We start from the raw sequence: 16,639 nt of genomic DNA, 5'->3' as shown, positions 1-16,639 counted from the left end.
CAAATCTTTAAATTCCCTACACGTGGTCTTTAGAAAAAAGAAGCAACCCCTACTATGATTGACGTTGTATGAGCTTAGCTTGATAGCGATGGGGTAGTACCAACAAAACGCGGATTTCGTACGCTAAGATTCTTTCAACATAAAGATTGTTGATAACTTGTACGTGTCAGAACAGCTGCAACATGAATACATTCCATATATAGGTCGTCAGCATCTGTATCTTTCACACTAACTTTTATACTTGTATACTCAAAATCCCTTTGATTTGTTTTTGGATGGTAAAACATGTTTCTCTACTCTTTCATATAGGGTAAGCAATTGCTTGATAAAAGAAAATTTCGGTACTAACCAATACGAAAATAACGCTGAAACACATCCTATTAAAGCCCCTATTGCAACATCAAAAGGATAATGAACCCCTACCCAAATACGAGAGATCGCTACACAAAATGCAAGTATAAGCCATAACCATCCAGTCTTTTTACGAACAAGCCAAAACGAAAAACAAATCGAAAAAAAGAGAATCGTATGGTCACTAGGAAATGAATTATCTACAGCATGGTCGACAAGTTTATTAACATCAGGCAATACTGCAAACGGTTGATAATTCAAATGAAATTTCCCTGCTATTTTTCCGATCACCTCAGCAATCACAAAAGCAACCATCGCTTGAATAACCATCATCCTACTTTTTCTGGACCCGGTAAACCAATAAGCTATAATAATTAAACCAAAAATATATACCATATATTCTGCCAAAAATACCATGGCTGAGTTTAGGAATGAATATTGTTTACCTAAATCATTAATTGCTCGAAAAATATCAATATTGAATTGAGAAAAAGACATTTTCAAATCCCTCCTTTATAGTACGGTGTTTAACTGATTGCCATATACCTTCATTACATGAATAGTCTTGATTATTGTACTCATCTAAAAATACCAACCTTCTTGTACGCTTATAATTTTATTATGGGAAAAAAGGTTTAGATGGGACTTAACTACTTCTTAACTATGTGAATGTACTGTTTCTTCCTCTAACATGACGTTTTCACTTAAAAAATAAGCGGCATACGTACGTATATTTCGACTAACGTTTTTAAACGCGAGCTGAGAAAACGTCATCTTCCTTCCCCTCCCACGCTTTTTTTACTTTCATAAAAATAGGTATCACCATGAGTATGACATCTCTTTCTTCTTTCTTGTTTTTCACTATAATAAAAAAAGAAAAAGGAAAACATCGAACTTTCTTACAAACATTCGTGCATTCTTACAGTTTTGTCATTTTTCTCGTCATTTTGTAAATGTGTTCATCGCCTCGCCTTTCGCTATTTTCTTTGGAAAACATGGTGAATTACGAGAAAGAGCACTACAAGATCAACTTCAAAGAAGTAGTGCACTAAACCTCTTAATTAATGCAATTAGTGTGTGGAATACTATTTATTTAAATGAAGCAATAAAAGCTTTGAAGAAAAAAGAACAATTTGATGAAGAATTATTAAAACATATTTCTCCATTAGGATGGGAACACATTAACTTTCTAGGAGAATACCGATTTAGCAAAAGAGAAATTGCACCATTAGACTCTCTACGACCACTACAGACAGCTTAACAGTAAGAAGCCGATTATCTCTTAGCGTACAGGAAATCGGCTTTTTCTTTATGAAATTTTGCTTAGCGTACGAAATTCGCGTTTTGTTGGTGCCACCCCATGCTTATCAACCTAGTGAAAATAAACACCCCAACACGATAAAAAGCAACTTAGTTGCTATAAAAAACAGCAAATATTCTGTTATATATTTCTAAAAATTCATAACATTTACAAAAATATAAAACCGATATACATTTTAGTTGTACAAAAAAATCCAATCAAAGAGGAGATGGTTGTATGTTCAAGAAGTTAGTAGTAGGAGCATTAGCAGCTGTGTTTGCATTAACTGGAGGATTAGGAACGATATCAGCAAGTGTAGAGAAAGATAATACGATTAAATCTTTCGACTATGTAACTGTAGATGGAAAGAATGTGGATGCCACGGCTAAAGTAAATAATAAGCTCAACGGGGACATCAAAGTAACCATGGTTCTACCTAAACAAAATACAAATGGAGATTGGTTGGCATATGGTTTTACGAGCAGAGAGACTTTGGATGCTTTTATTGAAAAAGATCAAAAAAGACTTAAAAATGAAATAAAGCCCCTAGGTATGGGAGGTAGCGGACCTGGTAGTACCGATTTCTATGATAAAGATGGACAGTATTTTTCTTGGAGCTATGGGTTTAAAAACTTACCTTCTAGCTGGAATGACAGAATAACTTCCATAAGAACAGCGTCACCTTCTGCAAGTTATTCGACGACACTGTGGGAACATACTTCAACTCAAGGGTATGGCAAAGGAGTCTTATTTAGACACTCTGATTGGTATGGTAAAATTGCTAATCTAGCTGCGGATTGGAACGATAAAATTTCAGCAATTGAAATCAAATAGTAGGAGTACAGACTTATCGCTATCCAGGTAAGAAAAGAAAATAACCAAAAACGATAAAATTGACATGTTCAGGTGAAAATATACAATTTTATCGTTTTGGGGGTGTTATAAAATTCTTAAGTTGATGGGCATGGGGTAGCGTCAGGAAAATGCGGATTTACAACGTTAAGGAAATTTCAATATTAAAAAGCCTAATTTCTCAATTTAATGTGAAGAAATTAGGGTTTTTTCATTGCTCCATTAAAGAGTCCGATTGCTGAATATATAGGATATAATACGTTTCCGACCAATTATTGTATTGCATCTTGTAATTTACCCTTGTTTATTATCTGTTTTTGAATGATGGATTAATTCGTGATTTATAAAGTAAGAAATCATTGTTCTATATACTTGTTCAATAATATCAGGATTTATATTATTTTCATCAGCAATTGTTCTAACTTTTTAAATTACAGCTTCAACTCTTTTTAGTGCTTTAACATCTTCAGTATCCTTTTTGAATTTTGCAGCTTGTTCAACGTATCTACTTCTTTCACTAATTAACATAACTATTTGATTATCAAGATAGTCAATATTTATGTCGTAATTAGAGGTATCCAGAGGGCTCAATCTGAATAGAATTCAAATGTTTCATTCGGTTTATGACAGATAATACTTCATTAATTCTAGGTAATTCAAGCCATCTTTCGAAACCAGGAAAAAAGGAAGAAAATACAATATCCACCCCTTCTCTCTCCATATCTTTGAGAGCTTTTTTGATCTTTTCATGAGGAAAGATGAGGCGACCCTGATTATTTATAGCTATTTTTCGAGTCAATATGCGGAATCTCTCCGTCTATTTATCAGATCGGGTGCTTAACCTGTTCCCCCAACCGATAAGAGATATAAACTTTTCTTCTGTATAAAGCATATCCTTATTGGTCGACTTAATCTCCATAAAAAGTCCCTCCAATAAATTTCTTAATGGAGGGATTCATCTAAGATAGTTGATTTCACCGGTGGTTAGCTCAACTTAATGACTACGGGATCTGTCCCCACTTAGTGATGAAACCCATTATCACATTTCGTATCATGTGGCATAGGCCCGTCCAGGGAATCCAGAAAGGCAACGGCCTGTTTGAGGTTCCTCAAAAATAAATGCGCGAGATCCATGGAAAATCCATTTCTAACCACAACGCGCATAATCGTCACCGCTTCCATATCTGGAGGCAATGGATAGGCGGGTACTTGCCAGCCGAACACACGCAATTGTCGAGATAAATCATAAAGATTCCAGTTTAATGTGTAACCATCTTTCAATCGCCAAGCGAAAACCGGAATATCCGAACCATCGGACAAAAGTTCGAACGGTTCCATCTTCTGAATCGCCTTGCTAAGAAAAAGAGCGACTTTCTGAGAAGCCCTTTGGACATCATAGTACCCACTTTTCCCCAAACGCAGGTAATTGTAATATTGTAGGAGCACTTGTGCGCCAGGACGAGAGAAATTCAGGGCAAAAGTCGGCATGTTCCCGCCCAAATAGGAGACGCGGAAGATTAGATCCTCAGGGAGATCTTCAGCTTCCCGCCAAATTATCCACCCCAACCCAGGGTAGACTAATCCATATTTATGTCCGGATACATTGATGGACTTCACCCTCGGTAATTGAAAATCCCAGACTAAATCTGGTTGAAGAAACGGTGCTATAAATCCCCCCGAAGCCGCATCCACATGCATGGGAATGTCGAGGCCCGTCCTCTCCTGTAAATCGTCCAACGCTTTCGCAATGGCGGCAACCGGTTCGTAAAGCCCGGTATAAGTCTCACCGAGAATCGGTACCACACCAATCGTATTTTCATCCACGGCAGCGAGGACCCCCTGAGGATCCAATCGGGGATGCTCTGGGCTAATCTTTACATAGCGCGGTTCAACCTCCCAATAGTTCGCGAATTTTTCCCAAACGACTTGAACAGCAGAACTAAACACAATATTAGGCCGATCCACCGGCTTCCCTTCGCTTTTGCGTGCGTTTTGCCAGCGTCTCTTTAACGCAAGTCCCCCGAGCATACATGCTTCCGACGATCCAGTTGTTGAAACGCCCATAGTCGTAAGGGGGGTGGGCGAATGCCAGAGGTTGGCTAAAATACGGACACACCGCTCCTCAATTTCAGCCGTCTGTGGATATTCATCCTTGTCAATCATGTTCTTGTCGAAAGATTTGGCATATAAATGCTCTGCGGCAGGCTCCATCCATGTGCTAACGAATGTTGCAAGATTCAAGCGGGCATTGCCATCAAGAGCAATTTCATCATGGACGATTTGATACGCTGTTTCTGGTAACATGCCTTCATCACGCATGTGAAAGCGCGGAACGACTGATTCTCCTTCGCGGGCAAACAGAGGATTTACAGAAAATTCGTGAGGCAGCTCCATTTGCACGTGACGCGGTAGATCTTGTGGATTATCTGGCATGATCTCTTTTCCTTCGTATGCATCGTTTTGAACTTCTGCTTTTCGATCCTGTGGCATACAAGTCCCCCTTAATTAATTGTTTAACAAACATATTATTTACAAAAAAGCATTTGTTAAACAAGGTGACAATTCTAATAAAAGGTGCTACCACCATTCGAATTAAAGGAATATATTAATGTAAGCCATTCAAATAACAAAACAGCACCTCTCCAGCAAATTAGGGGGTGCTGTTGTTTTTTCGCTAAAACCTCATTTACTTATGATACGGTTCACCACTATTAATGCTGGACTATATCCTCTACACCCTGCCCTAAACATGAAACAGGCACGCGCGTTCATCTTTCGATAATCGCGCCCTTTAATGGAATAAGGAATGATTATTTGTTCCCTTCCGATAGCTTTCTATATAATGAAGCCCTTGACACATTTGTAATTTCACAAATTTGATTTACCGTCATACCTCCTTCTTTATATTCTTACTAAAAGAATAGCGGTTTTTCATTATTGAAATATGATTTCATCTGAATTTGATGGAGATTTCTCCTACAAAAGTAGTAGAATTTTCATTTGAATTTGCTACCTCAGTTGGATTTATCATATTTCAATTTCGATAGAATAGTAAATAGGTATATCGGATATGGAGATACATTACAATGATTATACATACTTCAGATTTAGAATTACAGTAACTACTCAACCCGTAGTTACTAATACAGAAAGGAATAAGCAGAATGATACAGAACATATACGAAACTCATTTACATGTAAGAAATTTAGAAAAGGCGATAGATTTCTATCAAAATAAGTTAGGGTTAGCATTAGCAAGAAAACTATCCAAAAGAAAAGTGGCTTTCTTTTGGGTAGGAGAAAGTAAAAAGCAAATGCTTGGACTATGGGAAGTACATAATATTGAAGATTTTGAGATGAAACACTTTGCTTTTGGTGTAGATTTAGAATTTCTAAAGACTTCTAAATTATGGTTAGAGAATCGTGGAATAGAGGTGGTAGGAAGCCAAGGAAAAGGAAATCAAGAGCCAATTGTCCAAAGATGGATGCCAGCTGCGAGTGTATACTTTCTGGATTGTGATGGAAATAAATTAGAGTTTATTTCTATGTTACATGATAATCCAGGTGAATTAGAATATGCATCCTATTTAAGTGAATGGGATGCGGAACACCAAGAAAAATAAATGAGATTGTATCTATAAAACGGAAAAAACGTTATTCTTTTTGTAAAAATATACAGAAAGAATAGCGTTTTTTTTCATTTCAAGGAAATTTAGTTTTGCTAGCTTGATAGCGATGGGGTGGTACCCCATGCCCATCAAGCTAAGATTTTAAAGTATCCCCTAAACGGAAATTTTGTGTTTTTTTGAACTTTTATTTATTTTTCGTATATGACGTAACACTTCTTAAGAAGATTCCTAACCCTGCAAAAAAGAATCCTAAGCATAATAAGCTGGCTGGTGTTCCCCAAGTGATTTGATCTAGCATTTTTATCCCCTCCCATTTATTATTATATAGTATTTATTAGAATTTATCCATATTTTCCCTTGAACAGGTGCCGCCACATGCCCATCAAGCTACTATTTTGAGAAACCTCCCATAACAAAAATTTTACCTTTTCACAGTTATTTATAAGAGTTCGGCTCAATTTTTCTTTTTTGGGGGTATTTGCTCTTCTTAACTTGATAGCGATGGGGTAGCACCATCAAAACGCAGATTTCATACGCTAAGCAAAATTTTATAATGGCTTGTTAAACTAAAATAATGATAACTAGTTTCTTTTAACTAAACGGCAATACATTTTCGTATTACCTTGAAATATTATATTAAAATTTTAATTTATTTTTTCTAAGGTACTCTTCCATACTACTTATATTTTGAGTTTCATCTGCCAATGCGATATAACCATCAGGTCTAATCAGAAAAGCAGAACCAAATTTAATACCTGCTTTCTGTACTCCTTGACTATACGGGAATGTATGCAAAAGAAGATTATTTTCTTTTGCAAAGTTACTTAAATCAGGAGTTACATCTCCATATACATGTAACTGCCAATCAAAAGATTCAAGTGGTGCAAAATTATCTGTATCATCAAAAGGAATCCATGGTAAACGATCGCCTCCATGAATTTTACCTACATTCCCTTTAGCGAGCTTACTGTTTCGATAGTTAATCCGTATTTGCGAAACAACTTTAAACATCGTTTTCCTAACTATTGAAAACTTAGTCATCTTAGGGATAATAACTGGAATTAAGTATTGGCGATTGAACTTTTTACATACGCCGTTACCAACAATAGAAGTAAATACTCTATCTGTCGTTGCGACTAAAGTTTTGGCAAATTGTATTCTTTCTTGTTCATAAGAATCTAGAATAGATTCATCAGCTTTTCCTTGAATCACAGCCCCAAGCTTCCATGATAAATTTACTGCATCACCAATACCCGTATTCATTCCTTGTCCCCCTGCTGGACTATGTATATGTCCAGCGTCTCCTGCAATAAAAACACGTCCTTTTCTAAAATGTTCACTTACCCTATGGTGTACTTTGTATGTTGAATACCAATTCAATTTCGTAATCTTTAACTCCGTGTTTTTCTTTATATATGGTTCAATTAAAGAAAAACCGGATTCTTTGTTTTCTTCTTTCATTAAATCCTCAGGTATTATTCCAATTAAACGTAAAGATCCAGAAGTACGAATCGGCATAACAATCATCAATCCATCTTCAAAAAGCCTCATTTGAAAACCAATATTTTCTCTGTTTTCAGTTTGTACATCTGCTACATAAAAGGCTTGTTTATATGTGCCACCAGGAAAATTCAAGTCTAATCCCTTTCTTACTGAACTATGTGCACCATCACATCCACACAAATAACTATAAACATTTTTTTCTTCAACACCATTCTGTATTGTAACGACGTTCACATGGTCATCTTTCTGATTAAATGATACAAGCTCAGTATTCCATTCTACATGGACCCCTTTAGCTTCTAACTGTTCAATTAAAAACTTTTCATGTTCATCTTGTGGGAAGCTTAGCATAAAGGGATAACGACTTTGGCCTTTCCCCATATTCTCAAAGTTGAATTTAGCCTTCAATGTTGTATTCCTATAAAATTGCATATTAACAAATTTAATTCCTTTTTGTACGACCTGATCTGCAAACCCAAACTGACGATAGAACTCTAATGTTCTTGCTTGCACACCCATAGCTCTTGAAGTTTCTCCCGGGCCTTTATTTTTATCGATAATTCTAAAAGGGATTCCTTGTTTTGTAAGTCCAATAGCTAAAACTAATCCAGTTGGTCCAGCTCCAACAATTAACAATTGATTCTTCATAAACTTCCCTCCCCATTTCTAAGCGAAATAATGAACAACGTGTTGTTTTATTTTATTTCAAATTATAATCTTGAATAAAACTCTTAACAATAATCAAAAATGATGGATGTGTCGTATATCCGACATATTTTATTAATGTGTTGAAATAATTCAGATGGAATATTGCTTGCGTAATATATATAGCGATTTACGAGTCGTTCGTACAAAAGAAGCCATCCGAGATGCATTCGTGGAATTAATGGGAGAAAAAGGAATTTGAACAACTACAGTTAAGGGTATCAAAACTAGAGCAAAAATGAATCACGAAACTTTTTATACCCATTATCAGGATAAAAATAATGTAATAATCAAATGTCAGGAAGATTTCATGAATGGAATGGCTGGAATTATGCAAGGTCGCTTACCGAATATGGTTGCCTATTTAGACAAAAACCCTCCGACTACGACACCCTTTATCCTCGCTGCTAATACAATCGGCTCACTCCAATTAACATCTCCTACGCCAGTCAATTTTGTATAACGTGGATCAATTCCTTTTTTAATACATGACATGCTTGCATAAAAGCTATGAAGATCTACACAAAGAATAATACGATTTGGTAAAAGAGAATATTCATACAAGGTTATCACTCCTTTAAAAACCTTTTTAAGAAAAACTTACTTAAAAATTCATGCAAAAGGAAGATACGTCTATTCTTACGAAGTTATTTCTGAACAAGAAGTTCCTGAGAAAATAATAGTAAAATTGGAAATACCAGCTAAATAAAAGAGCCCACTCGTATGAGTTGGCTCTTTCTTCTCTTATTTTATAAAACTTCAATAGTACACTAAAGTGAAAAATAAAATGCTCTTCAATATATAACATACGATTAATTAACAAAAATGAATTTATGATATATAGAAATGATTCCTCTAAGAAGAATATCTCATCCTTTTTTACCATAGCTCTCGCTAAAAAGACACATTGTTGTCCACCTGAAAGCTCACCAATTTGGCGATTATAGCCTCAACTATTTTTATACCCCCCCTCTTTTTTACCCGTAAATTTTTCGCGTAAAGGAAACATCTTCATATGGGTCAAAGCATATAAGCAAGATGCAAATTTACAAACTGTTTTTAATGTTTTGTGAATACATCCCGAAAACTCTTCCCCCAAAAACAAAAATATCAAACTTTTCTCAATTCATTTTGACACACATATTAGTCAATGCTAATATGAATAAAGAATAACATATTAGTAATTACTAATACGAATGGAGAGGATACAATTGTGCAACTCAAATGATTTAGATGTAAAAGCCAAGTTCATCCGTGGCTTTGCTGATAAAACAAGACTACAAATTCTTCAATGTATGATGGATGGTGAAAAAACAGTATCTGAAATTGTGGAAATCACCCAAGGCAATCAATCAAACGTATCTCAGCATCTAAACTGTTTAAAAGGATGCGGAATCATTCTAGGTAGACAAGAAGGAAAATACGTCCACTATTCCTTGCGCAATAAGCAAATTGAACAGTTACTCACTATGTTTGATGTTGTTTTTCATGAAGTACAAAATGAAGTAGCGTCATGTGATAAAAATGATGCTTGTTTATCTCAAAAAGGAGAAAACTGTCATGACAGATAAGAACGAGAAAGCAAAACAAACAAATTGCTGTCAAGATTCTTCCTTAATACCTTCAAAAGAAGATTTAGCAAAGGAAACTTCATCATGTTGTTCTTCGAAAAAAGAGATTCCGATTATCCCTATTGCTAAAGAAACTTCTTGTTGCAGCGGTGAAAGCAAAACTACAAAAGAAGAAATAAAAAAAGAAACATCGTCATGTTGCTCCTCTAAAAAAGAGATTCCAATCATCACTATTACTAAGGACACCTCTTGTTGCAGTAGTAACAATGATTCTATAAAAACAGAAAATAGCTCTTCCTGCTGTTCCTCTGAATTAACTTTAGAAAAAGAACAAACGAATTCAAACTCTTCTTGCTGTAGTGATAGTTCATGCGAAGACCCGTCACCTCTTCTTAATACTCAGAAAATATCAGGAGATGGCGTACAAACTTATCTTGTAGAGGGTATGGATTGTGGGGCATGCGCCTTAACAATCGAAAAACATCTACAAAATGTCTCAGGCGTAGAAGAAGTTCGAGTAAACTTCGCTACTGGAAAAATGCATATTCGTCATGATCGAGATGTAGATGACATTATAAAAGAAGTGTCTAACGCAGGATTTGGGGCCTCTTTAGCAGGAACTCGTAGAGGCTCGACACCTGTCTCAAAATCAAAAAATACAACTTTAATTCTCTCAGGGTTATTTTTAGCTTTAGGCTTTGGAGGAAGTTTTACAAACGTACCACCTCTTCTTATTACACTTCTCTATGCAGCGAGTATTGGTATTGGTGGTTTTAAACCTGCTAAAAGTGCCTTTTATGCAATCAGAAGTAAATCACTTGATATGAACGTTCTCATGATATCAGCTGCAATTGGTGCTGCATTAATTGGTCAATGGATAGAAGGTGCAACCGTTGTTTGGTTATTTGCATTAGGGGCAACGCTACAAAATAAATCAATTGAACGTACACGAGAATCTATTCGTGGATTAATTGATTTAGCGCCATCAGAAGCTTGGATAAAAGTTGAAACGGAACTTATAAAAAAATCCGTAGATGATATCGCAGTGAATACAACAATTGTTGTAAAGCCGGGTGAAAAAATCCCATTAGACGGCACAGTTATAGGAGGCACTTCTACTGTAAACCAAGCACCGATAACTGGTGAATCTATCCCAGTTGATAAACAAATTGGTGATTCCGTATATGCAGGAACAATCAATGAAGAAGGTTCGCTTGAGATTACAGTAACTAAACTTGTTGAGGATACTACGTTATCTCGAATTATTCATCTTGTGGAGGAAGCACAGGAAAAGAAAGCACCTACAGAAGCATTTGTGGATCGTTTTGCAAAAATCTATACACCTATCGTTTTTGTATTAGCAATTGGTGTCATGGTCATCCCTCCCCTTCTTGGTATGGGCGAATGGATGGAATGGATTTATAAAGGATTAGAACTTCTAGTTGTTGCGTGTCCTTGCGCTTTAGTTATCTCAACTCCCGTTGCTATCGTATCTGCAATTGGAAATGCAGCAAGAAATGGTGTACTCATTAAAGGTGGTACTGCTCTAGAAATCGCAGGTTCATTAAATGTTATTGCGTTTGATAAAACAGGAACATTGACCGAAGGAAAACCAAAAGTAATGCATGTACGAAGCTTAGATTGTACTGAAGATGAATTATTATCAATTGCCGCAACAATTGAAGAATATTCTAATCATCCAATTGCAAAAGCCATTACAGCATATGCGAAAGAACACCAAACTTCTATTCAAAGTGGAACGGACTTCCGCGCCATTGTAGGAAAAGGGGCGCAAGTCACGATAGATGGCGAAACATACTACGCTGGAAATAAAGCATTATATGAAGATTTTGGAGTTTCACTTCAAATGTGGGACGAACCGATTCGAGAGATGCAAAGAATTGGTCAAACTGTGATACTTGTTGGAACGAACAAAGTCATTTTAGGCATAATTTCAGTAGCAGACTCCATCCGTTCTACTACTTATGAAACAATTCAAGAATTAAAACGAGCAGGTATTCAGGAAACTGTTATGTTAACAGGAGACAACGAAGGAACAGCCGAACACATTGCACAGAAAGCCAAAGTAGATCGCTATTTTGCTAACTTACTTCCAGAAGATAAAGTTCATTCTGTAAAACAACTTCAATCTGAAGGAAAGAAAGTCGCTATGATTGGGGACGGTATTAATGATGCCCCTGCCCTCGCTACTGCAAACCTAGGAATTGCTATGGGCGGTGTCGGAACTGATACAGCAATGGAAACGGCAGATATAGTATTAATGGCAGATAATCTTGAAAAACTTCCTTATACGATGAAACTAAGTCGAAAAGCATTGCAAATCATTAAACAAAATATATGGTTCTCATTAATTATTAAATTTATCGCCCTTGCCTTTATCTTCCCAGGGTGGCTTACTCTTTGGATGGCTGTCCTAAGTGATACAGGCGCTGCGCTTATTGTAATCCTTAACAGTATGCGTTTATTACGAAACAAATAATATACGGAGCTACCTAGTAGCTCCGTATATTAAATACAATTAGAAAGGGTATACATATGAAAAAAACACGTGTAATTGGATTATTTCTACTAATCTCCGTAATTACAATCTTAGGAGCATGTAGTGATAATAAACTAAGAGATTCACTCAATTGGGATGTAGCAAAGTTTGCATTTACAGATCAAAATGGGAAAAAGTTTGATTCATCTGAGTTAAAAGAAAAAGTTTGGATAGCTGATTTTATCTTTACAAGTTGTGAAACTGTTTGCCCACCTATGACAGCTAATATGGCAAAGCTTCAAAAGATGTTGCATGAAGAAGGAATTAAAGATGTAGAATTTGTATCATTTAGTGTAGATCCCGAAGTAGACACACCTGAAAAAATAACAGAATTTATGAAAGTCTATGAAATGGATGCGAAACGAACTCATTTTCTAACAGGATATACACGACCAGATATTGAAAAGTTTGCAAAAGATAACTTCCAAACACTTGTAACTAAACCAGAAAATAATACACAAGTTATACATGGTACAAGCTTCTATCTCGTGGACAAAGATGGAAAAGTTGTAAAGAAATATTCAGGTCTTCAAAACACACCATATGAGGATATCATCCGTGATATTAAACGAATTCGATAATTAAAAACTTCTTATCTGACCCTTATGATTATGAACAAATCAAAAATTCAATTAAAAAAGCATTGAAGGACAAAAAATGATGAATAAAGCAAAAAAGAATTTTGAATGGCGTAATTACACCTTATATATGGCATGGATTGTGTCAATGATTGCGACACTAGGTAGTCTATTTTTCAGTGAGATTCTTGGATTCATACCATGTGAATTGTGTTGGTACCAACGAATTATGATGTATCCGCTCTGTATTATTTTAGGCATTGCCACGTTCTATAATGAAAAGAACATTAAAAAATATGTATTACCGATTTCTATTATTGGTGGAAGTATTTCACTTTATCACTATGCAATACAAAAGATCCCTGGTGTTTCAGAGATTAACCCGTGTGTTCAAGGTATTCCTTGTAATGTTGATTATATTAATTGGTTAGGTTTTATAACACTCCCCTTCTTAGCGTTAATTGCTTTTTGTTTGATTACTTTGTTTATGTTATTAACGAGATCAAAAACGAATTAATTAAAAAAATATGTAAAGTGACAATTCAGGACATAAAAGCAATAAAGATTGCTTTATCCATGAGATTAAAGAGGACGGTCAGGTTACATGGGATTCACATGCGATGAATCACGCAGAATGTGTAGATATTGCATTCCAAGCCATTTTAATGAAACAAAACGGAGCATCTCCTTTAGAAATTCGAGAATACTTCGATAAACAATATAAGAAAGATGGTCGCAACGTTACTCCAACACCGTTGCCGAGCTCTTAATAGACACAATAATATTCATTACTAAATAAAAGCTCCTAACATATTCTTGATAAATAATATGCTAGGAGCTCTATATTTTATCTAATAACCTACAAAATTTGCATTTTTTCTATCTCTAACTGTATACATGATATGTTATAGGAGCCTTTATTCTCCCGTTTCAGCAAAACGCTTGATGCGTTCCATGATTTCATTACGAACACGTTGAAATTCAGACCACTCCTTTCCTGCCGGATCATCAAATCCCCAATGAACACGATGAACATGTGGAGGTGTAGAAGGGCAAACAGAATCCGCATGACTACAAAGGGTAACAACTAAATCAGCGTTATTTAAAATGTTTGGGTCAATCATATCTGAGGTTTGATTTGTTATGTCGATACTTACTTCTTTCATAGCTTTAATAGCATTTGGATTTACTCCATGTGCTTCAATGCCGGCAGAATAGACATTCCATTTATCCCCTAAGTATTGTTTCCCCAAAGCTTCTGCCATTTGGCTTCGGCATGAATTTCCTGTGCATAAAAAGTAGAGCGTCTTTTTGTTTTTCAAATTGTTTTCCACCTTCGTTTTAAATTTATACTAGTTGGTCATTAAAATATTTACGTTTAAACCAAAAAGCAACATTTACAAGCGCAATCATTACAGGTACTTCGACTAACGGCCCGATAACAGCTGCAAATGCTGCACCTGAGTGAATACCAAATACACCAACAGCCACAGCAATTGCTAATTCAAAGTTATTGCTACCTGCCGTAAATGCTAAAGTTGTAGTCACCGGATAATTTGCACCAATTTTTCTCCCCATAAAGAAAGAAACAAAAAACATCACAATAAAATAAATCAATAACGGAATCGCTATTCTTACTACATCTAGTGGTACGCTAACAATCATTTCTCCTTTTAAAGAGAACATAATGATAATCGTAAATAGCAATGCAACTAATGTAATGGGACTAATTTTAGGTATAAATACCTTTTCATACCATATTCTTCCCTTTAACTTCACTAATACAAAGCGTGTCAACATACCCGATAAGAAAGGAATACCTAAATAGATAAATACTGATTTAGCTACTTCTCCCATTGTGATATCAACAATAGCCCCTTCAATTCCTAACCATTCGGGGATTACTGTTACAAACACGTATGCATAAACCGAGAAAAATAACATTTGGAATACCGAGTTAAAAGCTACCAAACCTGCTGCATATTCTTTATCACCATCAGCAAGATCGTTCCAAACAATTACCATTGCAATACAACGTGCTAAACCAATCATAATGAGCCCAACCATGTATTCTGGCTTATCAGGAAGAAAAATAATTGCTAAAACAAACATAAGTACAGGCCCAATAATCCAGTTTTGTACTAAAGATAAAAACAAAAATTTTACATCTTTAAATACCCGCCCCATTTCCTCGTAGCGAACCTTCGCCAACGGTGGATACATCATTAAAATTAGACCAACAGCAAGTGGAACAGACGTCGTTCCAACTTGTAATGTATTAAGTCCATCTACTACACTAGGAAACACAAATCCTAAACCAATTCCAACAGCCATAGCTAGAAAAATCCATAGTGTTAAATATCGATCTAGAAAAGATAAACTTTTCATTTTATCCCCCTTCTCTTATTAACAACAAGAATTTTTATCTGCTGCGTTAGAAGTCGTACAGCAAGATGAATCTTCTATTTTATGAACATCACTATCTGCTTTTGTATAAAAGAACTCCCACTCGTTACCATCGGGATCCGTTACCCAGAACTTATCTTGTACGGCATAGCAACAAGTAGTATCCATTTCATCACGTGCAAAGAAACCTTCCTTTTCTAATCTTTCTTTATGAAATGCAATTTCTTCGGCTGTATCCACTTGGAAACCAAAATGATTCACCTGATTTCCCCTCACTTCATCTCGTACATTAAGTGTAAAATTAAGACCTGGGTTTTCTAATAAAAATTTTGCATAATCTGTTTTCACTTTAACTGGTGATACACCACATACCTTCTCATAAAATTCAATAGACTTCTCTAAATTAGTAACATTTATACCAACATGAACATATCTCATAACTTATTCCTCCCCTTAAAATGTTATTAATCAATTTTTTTTGATTAATAGTGCAAAATTTTAACAACAGCTACCTTTGCCTGTTTTTCTAAAGATACAGCATAATTCTTCTGATAATAAATCATTTACTTCCGCATCATTTAAATCATAATAACTCCATGTACCTTTTGTTTCTTTTACAATTAAGCCTGCATCCAACAGGATTTTCAAATGATAAGACAACTTAGATTGTGTCATTTCAAAAACCTCTGTTAAATCACACACACAAGTTTGTCCTCGTTGACAAAGTTCATACATAATCTCTAAACGCTTCTGATCAGCCAACGCTTTAAACTTTTTCTCATACAACTGAAAATCTTGTGCCACCATAATTCACTCTCCCTTCATCAAATTTTTTTGATGCTTATAGTATATACAATCCTTAATTCATCCTGCAACTAATTAATCGATTTTTTTTGATTAATATAAATCTCTCTTCTTACACAGCTCTTTCTTGTAATTGTAAGAACCATAACCTTGCCGAAACGGCAAAGTTATGGTTCAAATCACAATACCAGCAAACTGCTCTGGCAAACGGTCGCCACTTAACCATTCCTCTTCCTTTTGGCATATTAGCGTTGTTCATGATTTATGTCCCCCTATTCTTGATAGCGATGGGGTACCGCCACACACCCATCAACTTAAGGGATATATTTATACAAAATGCGGTCTTTTCACGTAGTATTTTATTATCGTTTATAGATGTT

Annotated in this window: 15 protein-coding genes and 7 pseudogenes; 10 read left to right on the top strand and 12 right to left on the bottom strand. The window is 35.6% G+C overall.

Annotated elements, in window-relative coordinates:
- Window positions 1-249: 249 nt before the first annotated feature.
- Window positions 250-849 carry an undecaprenyl-diphosphatase gene (locus MR109_RS28480; RefSeq protein ID WP_242274723.1) on the bottom strand — a complete coding sequence of 200 codons (600 nt, stop codon included), beginning with the start codon at window positions 847-849 and terminating at the stop codon, window positions 250-252.
- Between the two features lie 478 nt (window positions 850-1,327).
- Between MR109_RS28480 and MR109_RS28475 the strand changes: the two are divergent.
- A pseudogene (locus tag MR109_RS28475) lies at window positions 1,328-1,612 on the top strand (Tn3 family transposase); the annotation flags it as partial.
- Between the two features lie 276 nt (window positions 1,613-1,888).
- A complete protein-coding gene (locus MR109_RS28470; protein WP_097957270.1) occupies window positions 1,889-2,485 on the top strand; it encodes a hypothetical protein in 597 nt (198 codons plus the stop codon).
- A 444-nt stretch (window positions 2,486-2,929) separates the two neighbouring features.
- On the opposite strand, the gene MR109_RS30515 is transcribed toward MR109_RS28470, so the two are convergent.
- From MR109_RS30515 to MR109_RS28460, 3 genes and pseudogenes are all read right to left on the bottom strand, one after another.
- On the bottom strand, window positions 2,930-3,094 hold the full coding sequence (locus MR109_RS30515) for a chorismate mutase (RefSeq protein ID WP_374202592.1): 165 nt from the start codon (window positions 3,092-3,094) through the stop codon (window positions 2,930-2,932).
- 429 nt (window positions 3,095-3,523) lie between these two features.
- A complete protein-coding gene (locus tag MR109_RS28465) occupies window positions 3,524-4,993 on the bottom strand; it encodes a glutamate decarboxylase (RefSeq protein ID WP_242274722.1) in 1,470 nt (489 codons plus the stop codon).
- A gap of 320 nt (window positions 4,994-5,313) precedes the next feature.
- Window positions 5,314-5,409 (bottom strand): annotated as a pseudogene (locus tag MR109_RS28460) (helix-turn-helix domain-containing protein); the annotation flags it as partial.
- Between the two features lie 258 nt (window positions 5,410-5,667).
- Between MR109_RS28460 and MR109_RS28455 the strand changes: the two are divergent.
- Entirely contained in the window at window positions 5,668-6,126 is a 459-nt protein-coding gene (locus MR109_RS28455; protein ID WP_242274721.1) for a VOC family protein, read from the top strand.
- Window positions 6,127-6,768: 642 nt separating this feature from the next.
- On the opposite strand, the gene MR109_RS28450 is transcribed toward MR109_RS28455, so the two are convergent.
- Entirely contained in the window at window positions 6,769-8,283 is a 1,515-nt protein-coding gene (locus MR109_RS28450; RefSeq protein ID WP_242274720.1) for an FAD-dependent monooxygenase, read from the bottom strand.
- Between the two features lie 459 nt (window positions 8,284-8,742).
- Window positions 8,743-8,904 (bottom strand): annotated as a pseudogene (locus MR109_RS28445) (Y-family DNA polymerase); the annotation flags it as partial.
- Between the two features lie 16 nt (window positions 8,905-8,920).
- On the opposite strand from MR109_RS28445, the pseudogene MR109_RS30600 reads away from it, so the two are divergent.
- A pseudogene (locus MR109_RS30600) lies at window positions 8,921-9,049 on the top strand (YxeA family protein); the annotation flags it as partial.
- Window positions 9,050-9,175: 126 nt separating this feature from the next.
- Here MR109_RS30600 and MR109_RS28440 read toward each other — a convergent pair.
- A pseudogene (locus tag MR109_RS28440) lies at window positions 9,176-9,283 on the bottom strand (metal ABC transporter ATP-binding protein); the annotation flags it as partial.
- 268 nt (window positions 9,284-9,551) lie between these two features.
- Here MR109_RS28440 and MR109_RS28435 point away from each other — a divergent pair.
- The 6 genes and pseudogenes from MR109_RS28435 to MR109_RS28415 form a co-directional block, all read left to right on the top strand.
- Window positions 9,552-9,911: an ArsR/SmtB family transcription factor gene (locus MR109_RS28435; RefSeq protein ID WP_098474220.1), complete on the top strand. Its 360-nt coding sequence runs from the start codon at window positions 9,552-9,554 to the stop codon at window positions 9,909-9,911.
- On the top strand, window positions 9,901-12,411 hold the full coding sequence (locus MR109_RS28430; RefSeq protein WP_242274719.1) for a heavy metal translocating P-type ATPase: 2,511 nt from the start codon (window positions 9,901-9,903) through the stop codon (window positions 12,409-12,411). Before MR109_RS28435 ends, MR109_RS28430 begins: the two co-directional genes overlap by 11 nt.
- 56 nt (window positions 12,412-12,467) lie before the next feature.
- A complete protein-coding gene (locus MR109_RS28425; RefSeq protein WP_242274718.1) occupies window positions 12,468-13,052 on the top strand; it encodes an SCO family protein in 585 nt (194 codons plus the stop codon).
- A gap of 8 nt (window positions 13,053-13,060) precedes the next feature.
- Window positions 13,061-13,132, top strand: a pseudogene (locus MR109_RS30510) (DsbA family protein); the annotation flags it as partial.
- Window positions 13,129-13,566: a disulfide oxidoreductase gene (locus MR109_RS28420; protein WP_098474217.1), complete on the top strand. Its 438-nt coding sequence runs from the start codon at window positions 13,129-13,131 to the stop codon at window positions 13,564-13,566. The pseudogene MR109_RS30510 and the gene MR109_RS28420, both read left to right, overlap by 4 nt.
- Before the next feature lie 19 nt (window positions 13,567-13,585).
- Window positions 13,586-13,819, top strand: a pseudogene (locus tag MR109_RS28415) (PCYCGC motif-containing (lipo)protein); the annotation flags it as partial.
- Window positions 13,820-13,966: 147 nt separating this feature from the next.
- Here MR109_RS28415 and arsC read toward each other — a convergent pair.
- The 5 genes from arsC to MR109_RS30505 all read right to left on the bottom strand — a co-directional run bounded on the left by arsC (window position 13,967) and on the right by MR109_RS30505 (window position 16,518).
- Complete coding sequence (arsC, locus tag MR109_RS28410) at window positions 13,967-14,371, bottom strand: arsenate reductase (thioredoxin) (protein ID WP_242274717.1); 405 nt, start codon at window positions 14,369-14,371, stop codon at window positions 13,967-13,969.
- Window positions 14,372-14,396: 25 nt separating this feature from the next.
- Complete coding sequence (gene arsB, locus MR109_RS28405) at window positions 14,397-15,437, bottom strand: ACR3 family arsenite efflux transporter (protein ID WP_242274716.1); 1,041 nt, start codon at window positions 15,435-15,437, stop codon at window positions 14,397-14,399.
- Window positions 15,438-15,455: 18 nt separating this feature from the next.
- Window positions 15,456-15,893 (bottom strand): ArsI/CadI family heavy metal resistance metalloenzyme, encoded by a 438-nt coding sequence (locus MR109_RS28400; RefSeq protein WP_242274715.1) that lies wholly within the window; start codon window positions 15,891-15,893, stop codon window positions 15,456-15,458.
- 60 nt (window positions 15,894-15,953) lie between these two features.
- Window positions 15,954-16,262 (bottom strand): arsenical resistance operon transcriptional regulator ArsR, encoded by a 309-nt coding sequence (gene arsR, locus MR109_RS28395; RefSeq protein ID WP_242274714.1) that lies wholly within the window; start codon window positions 16,260-16,262, stop codon window positions 15,954-15,956.
- Window positions 16,263-16,371: 109 nt separating this feature from the next.
- Window positions 16,372-16,518, bottom strand: coding sequence for a hypothetical protein (locus MR109_RS30505; RefSeq protein WP_374202591.1), 147 nt, complete (start codon window positions 16,516-16,518; stop codon window positions 16,372-16,374).
- Window positions 16,519-16,639: the final 121 nt, after the last annotated feature.

Origin of the sequence: Bacillus cereus group sp. BfR-BA-01310 (assembly GCF_022664325.1) — a bacterium.
Lineage (GTDB): Bacteria > Bacillota > Bacilli > Bacillales > Bacillaceae_G > Bacillus_A > Bacillus_A paramycoides.
This window is presented reverse-complemented; position numbering and strand designations above follow the sequence as displayed.